This window comes from Gordonia sp. (in: high G+C Gram-positive bacteria) (assembly GCF_047606305.1).
In the GTDB taxonomy this organism is placed as follows: domain Bacteria; phylum Actinomycetota; class Actinomycetes; order Mycobacteriales; family Mycobacteriaceae; genus Gordonia.
In genome coordinates, this window is the sequence record NZ_JASGER010000102.1 from 1 (window position 1) to 5374 (window position 5374).

General features: G+C 70.6%; 4 protein-coding genes. All 4 read left to right on the forward strand.

The annotated features are described in order from the left end of the window. Positions 1–1066: ABC transporter permease (locus QM634_RS13945; protein ID WP_415043381.1), on the forward strand; the 1066-nt coding region annotated here is incomplete at its 5' end. After that, complete coding sequence (locus QM634_RS13950; RefSeq protein WP_415043382.1) at positions 1066–2088, forward strand: ABC transporter ATP-binding protein; 1023 nt, start codon at positions 1066–1068, stop codon at positions 2086–2088. The genes QM634_RS13945 and QM634_RS13950, both read left to right, overlap by 1 nt. Before the next feature lie 9 nt (positions 2089–2097). Continuing rightward, positions 2098–3078 (forward strand): ABC transporter ATP-binding protein, encoded by a 981-nt coding sequence (locus tag QM634_RS13955; RefSeq protein ID WP_415043383.1) that lies wholly within the window; start codon positions 2098–2100, stop codon positions 3076–3078. A gap of 211 nt (positions 3079–3289) precedes the next feature. Next, positions 3290–5341, forward strand: a complete 2052-nt coding sequence (locus tag QM634_RS13960; RefSeq protein ID WP_415043384.1) for a HelD family protein — start codon at positions 3290–3292, stop codon at positions 5339–5341. The last annotated feature ends 33 nt before the right edge of the window (positions 5342–5374 follow it).

Genomic DNA, 5374 nt, shown 5'->3' on the forward strand with positions numbered 1-5374 from the left:
GGGTGGGGGGGGCGCAACCCGGCGCACCCCCGGCTCTCCCAAGGAGACGGCATTGTTCTACTACATCCTCCGGCGACTGGTGAACGTCGTCGCGATGCTCTTCCTGATCACCGCGACCACCTTCGCGATCTTCTTCGCCTCACCGATCGACCCGGCGCGCTACACCTGTGGCAAGAACTGCACTCCGACCATCCTCGAAGGAAACCGCAAGGCCCTCGGCTTCGACCAGCCCGCCTACGTGCAGTACGGAAAGTTCGTCGCCGGGCTGTTCGTCGGGCGGGACTTCCCCGACAACGAGCAGCTCCGCGAGCAGTACCCCCAGCAGATCGTGCACTGCCCTGCCCCGTGCCTGGGCTACTCCACCACCCAGCACCGCACCATCAACGAGATGGTCGCCGAGGCCTGGCCGGTGTCCCTGTCGATCGCGATCGGCGCGTTCCTGCTGTGGATGATCATCGGTGTCGGGGGCGGCATCATCGCCGCGCTCAACAAGGGCCGATGGCCCGACCGCAGCATCGTCGGCGCAGCCCTCGTCGGCTTCTCGCTCCCCACCTTCTTCGTCGGCCTCGTGCTGCTCACCTTTCCTGCGATCAAGTGGGGTTGGGTGCCGATCCCGAGCTACGTCCCCTTCTTCGACAGCCCCCTCGACTGGGCCCGCAACCTGATCCTGCCGTGGATCACGCTGGCGTTCTTCTTCGCCGCGAGCTACGTCCGGCTGACCCGCGCCTACATGATCGAGACCCTCAGCGAGGACTACATCCGCACCGCCAACGCCAAGGGCGTCGCGAAGTGGGCGGTGATCTTCCGGCACGGGCTGCGCGCGGCCCTCACCCCGATCGTGACCGCCGCCGGCCTCGACCTCGGTGGCCTGCTGGGTGGGGCGATCATCACCGAGAGCGTGTTCTCGATGCACGGCCTGGGCTACCTCGCCGTCCACTCGGTCACCACCATGGACCTGCCCACGATCGTGGCCATGGTCATGATCGTGTCCAGCTTCGTCGTCCTGGCCAACATGGTCGTGGACATCGCCTACAGCTTCATCGACCCGAGGGTGAAGGTGGCCTGATGAGCGACAAGTTCCTGCGGGTCAACGACCTCCACGTCCACTTCCCCACCGACGACGGCGTGGTCAAGGCCGTGGACGGCCTGAGCTTCGACCTGGAGAAGGGCAAGACCCTCGGCATCGTCGGCGAGTCCGGTTCGGGCAAGTCGGTGACGTCGCTGGCCATCATGGGTCTGCACCGCGGCACGCGCGCCCGGATCAGCGGTGAGATCGTGCTCGACGGCCAGGACCTGCTGAAGACGACGGACGAGGAACTGCGCAGCCTGCGCGGACGCAAGCTCGCCATGATCTTCCAGGACCCGCTGTCGGCGATGCACCCGTACTACACGGTCGGGCAGCAGCTGACCGAGGCGATCCGCGTCCACGAGCACGTCTCGAAGAAGGCGGCCCGCACCACCGTGATCGAGATGCTCGGCCGGGTCGGCATCCCGAACCCGGGCAGGCGCGTCGACCAGTACCCGCACGAGTTCTCCGGCGGCATGCGCCAGCGCGCGATGATCGCGATGGCACTGATCAACAACCCCGAGCTGCTGATCGCCGACGAGCCCACCACCGCGCTCGACGTCACCGTGCAGGCGCAGATCCTGGACCTGATGCGCGACCTGCAGGCCGAGTTCGGCTCGGCCATCATCATGATCACCCACGACCTGGGCGTGGTGGCGGAGATCGCGGACGACGTGCTGGTGATGTACGGCGGGAAGTGTGTCGAGTACGCGGAGGTCGACGACGCGTTCCACCAGCCCGACCACCCGTACACCTGGGGCCTGCTCACGTCCATGCCGCGCCTGGACCGGCTCAAGCAGGAGCGGCTCGTTCCTGTCGTCGGAAACCCGCCGTCCCTGATCAACATCCCGCCGGGGTGCGCCTTCCACCCGCGGTGCGCGTTCCGCGAGTTCGCGCCGTGCGCGTGCGACGAGGTCGTGCCGGAGCTGGCCGAGTCGTACCCCAAGCACGACTCGCGCTGCCACATCCCCGTCCCGAAGCGGGCCGAGATCTTCCGCGACCAGATCGCGCCGAGGCTGTAGGAGAGAACCGTGAGCCTGCTCGCCGTCACCGATCTGAAGAAGTACTTCCCCACCTACAACCAGAAGCTGGTTCGCAGCGAGGGCGCGCCGATCAAGGCCGTCGACGGGATCAGCCTGACCCTCGACGCCGGCGAGACGCTCGGCATCGTCGGCGAGTCCGGCTGCGGCAAGTCCACCGCGGGTCGCACGATCCTGCGCCTGCTCGAGCCCACCGCCGGCACGATCGAGTTCGAGGGCAAGGACGTCACGAGGATCCAGGGCGAGGAGTTGCGGGCACTGCGACGCCAGGTGCAGATGGTCTTCCAGGACCCCTACGGCTCGCTGAACCCGCGGCACCCGATCGGGGCGATCATCGCTGCGCCCTTCGAGATCCAGGGCATCAAGCCTCCGGGCGGGGTGAAGAAGGCCGTCCAGGACCTGATGGAGCGGGTCGGGCTGAACCCCGAGCACTACAACCGCTACCCGCACGAGTTCTCCGGGGGCCAGCGGCAGCGGATCGGCGTGGCCCGTGCGGTCGCGCTGAAGCCGAAGCTGGTGGTCTGCGACGAACCGGTCTCCGCGCTGGACGTCTCGATCCAGGCCCAGGTGGTGAACCTGCTGGAGGACCTGCAGGATGAGCAGAACCTCGCCTACGTCTTCATCGCCCACGACCTGAGCGTGGTCCGGCACATCTCCGACCGGGTGATGGTGATGTACCTCGGCAAGACGATGGAGGTCGCCGACCGGAACACCCTCTACGAGCGGCCGATGCACCCCTACACCCAGGCGCTGATGTCGGCCGTCCCGGTACCGGAGCCGCGCCGCAACCGCGACCGGATCCTGCTCTCCGGCGATCTGCCCAGCCCGCAGAATCCGCCGTCGGGGTGTGTGTTCCGCACCCGCTGCCCGATCGCCACCGAGCGTTGCGCGGTCGAGGTGCCGCTGCCGGTCGAACTGGAGCCCCGCCACTTCGTCGCCTGCCACTACCCCGCCGTCCGCGAGGTGCTCTGACCCGCTGGGGTTGATTGACCGCGGAGCCGGGACACCGTCAAGGCGGCGTTTGGCGCGGTGGGCGGGCGGGCTTAGCATGGACGCGTTCCAGAGCCCGCCACGCGCGCGGGCCGTCCGTCGGGTGCTCCCGCCGGACCCGGGCCAGGAGCCCGTCAACATCCTTCCCGACCCACTCCCGGTGGGCCGGCGCCGACCCCTCTGGAGCACGCTCATGTCCGAAGACCCCGTCCTGACCGCCGAACGCGTCCACCTCGACCGGTCCCGCGCCGCACTGGCCGCCATGCGTGCCCGGACCGCCGACTGGACGAAGGCGATCGCCGGCGATCACGTGTCCACGCAGTACCTGCGCCAGCAGCTGTACCGGCGCGCCGAATCGCTCGCCGACGACCCGTCGGTCCCGCTGTTCTTCGGCCGCATCGACTATGCCGCAACGCTCGGCGCGGAGCGGGACGAGACCTGTCACATCGGGCGCCGCCACGTCGAGGCGTCCATCGGGGACGAGCCGCTGGTGATGGACTGGCGCGCCCCGATGGCCCTGCCCTTCTACCGGGCGCGGCCGGGCGATCCGATGGGCGTCGCGTTGCGCCGGCGGTTCGGCTTCCAGCACGGTGCGATCACCGCCTACGAGGACGAGCAGCTCGCCGAGGCCGTCACCGCCGCGACGTCAGCCCTGCTGGAGGCCGAGATCGAACGCCCCCGTTCCGGACCGATGCGGGACATCGTGGCCACCATCCAGCCCGACCAGGACGTGCTGGTCCGCACCGACCTGGCCACGTCGCTGGCCATCCAGGGTGCGCCGGGGACGGGGAAGACGGCGGTCGGTCTGCACCGCGCGGCGTACCTGCTCTACACCTACCGCGCGCAGCTCTCCCGCTCCGGGGTGCTGGTACTCGGGCCGAACGACTCCTTCCTCGGCTACATCGGCGACGTCCTGCCCGCCCTCGGCGAGATCGACGCCAGCCAGGCGACCATCGAGTCGCTGGTCGGTGCCGCCACCGGGCTGGCCGTCACCGGCACCGACCCGGCGCCGCTCGCGGTGCTGAAGGGCGACCCGCGGATGGCTGAGGTGCTGCGACGGGCGGTGTGGAGCCACCTCGGCACCCCCGACGGCACCCTCGAGGTGCCGTACGGGCACCGGCTGCACCGGCTGCGGCCCGCCGCCCTCGCCGACATCCTCAGCGGCATCGCCGGCCAGGGCGCCCGGTACGAGACCGGGCGGGCGATGCTTCCGCAGCGGATCGCGCACCGCGTCCTGCTGCAGATGGAGGCGGACGGGGAGACCACCGACGACCGAGTCCAGAACGCCGTCGCGCGCTCGCGACCGGTGGCCGCGCTGTGCCGGCAGCTGTGGCCCAGGGTGAGCGCGGCCGGTGTCGTCCACGCCGTGCTGGGCGACCCCGACCTGCTGGCCCGGGCGGCCGTCGGCATCCTGGACGCCGACGAGCGGGCCCTGCTGCAGGGCGCGCGGGCGCGGTCGGCGCGGGCGCGGCGCTGGACGCTGGCCGACGTCGTCCTCGTCGACGAGGTCGAGGATCTGCTGGCGCGTCAGCCGAGCCTGGGCCACGTGATCATCGACGAGGCGCAGGACCTCTCGCCGATGATGCTGCGGGCCGCAGGGCGCAGGGCGACCACCGGCTCGGTGACGCTGCTGGGCGACCTCGCGCAGGCCACGACGGCCTGGGCCGTGCACGACTGGGCGGACGCGCTCGCGCACGTCGGCCATCCGGAGGCACCGGTGACCGAACTGGTCGAAGGGTTCCGGGTGCCCGGCGACGTGATCGACTACGCCGCCCGGCTGCTTCCGCGGATCGCGCCGGGCCTGACGCCGCCGCGCTCGATCCGGCACGCGCGCGGCCAGCTCGACATCGCGGCGGTCGCCGATCCGGTGGCCGAGGTCGCCGCGACCGTGACCGGGCTGCTGTCGCGGGAGGGCACGCTCGGCGTGATCGTGCCGTCCGGCTGGGTGTCAGGGGTGGACGCCGCGCTGGCCGGCACCGAACACCGGGTCCTCGGCGACGCGGTGGACCCGGACGCCTTCGTCCGCGTCGAGGTGGTGGACGCCGCGCTGGCCAAGGGCCTGGAGTTCGACCACGTGCTGTTGCTCGAACCTGCCCGCGTCGTCGCCGACGAACCCGACCGTGGCACCGGCCTGCGCCGACTGTACGTGTGCCTCACCCGGGCGGTGACGAGCCTCACCGTCCGTCACGCCCAGCCGCTGCCGCCGGAACTGGGCCGACCCCCGTCCCTGACCCGGACCGAGTAAGGAACCGTCCCCCACTCGGCCCACCGCCGCAGA

Bases quoted from the DNA above. Each gene is read 5' to 3' on its own strand.
- QM634_RS13950 (WP_415043382.1), top strand. From the start codon at position 1,066: ATGAGCGACAAGTTCCTGCGGGTCAACGACCTCCACGTCCACTTCCCC.
- QM634_RS13960 (WP_415043384.1), top strand. From the start codon at position 3,290: ATGTCCGAAGACCCCGTCCTGACCGCCGAACGCGTCCACCTCGACCGG.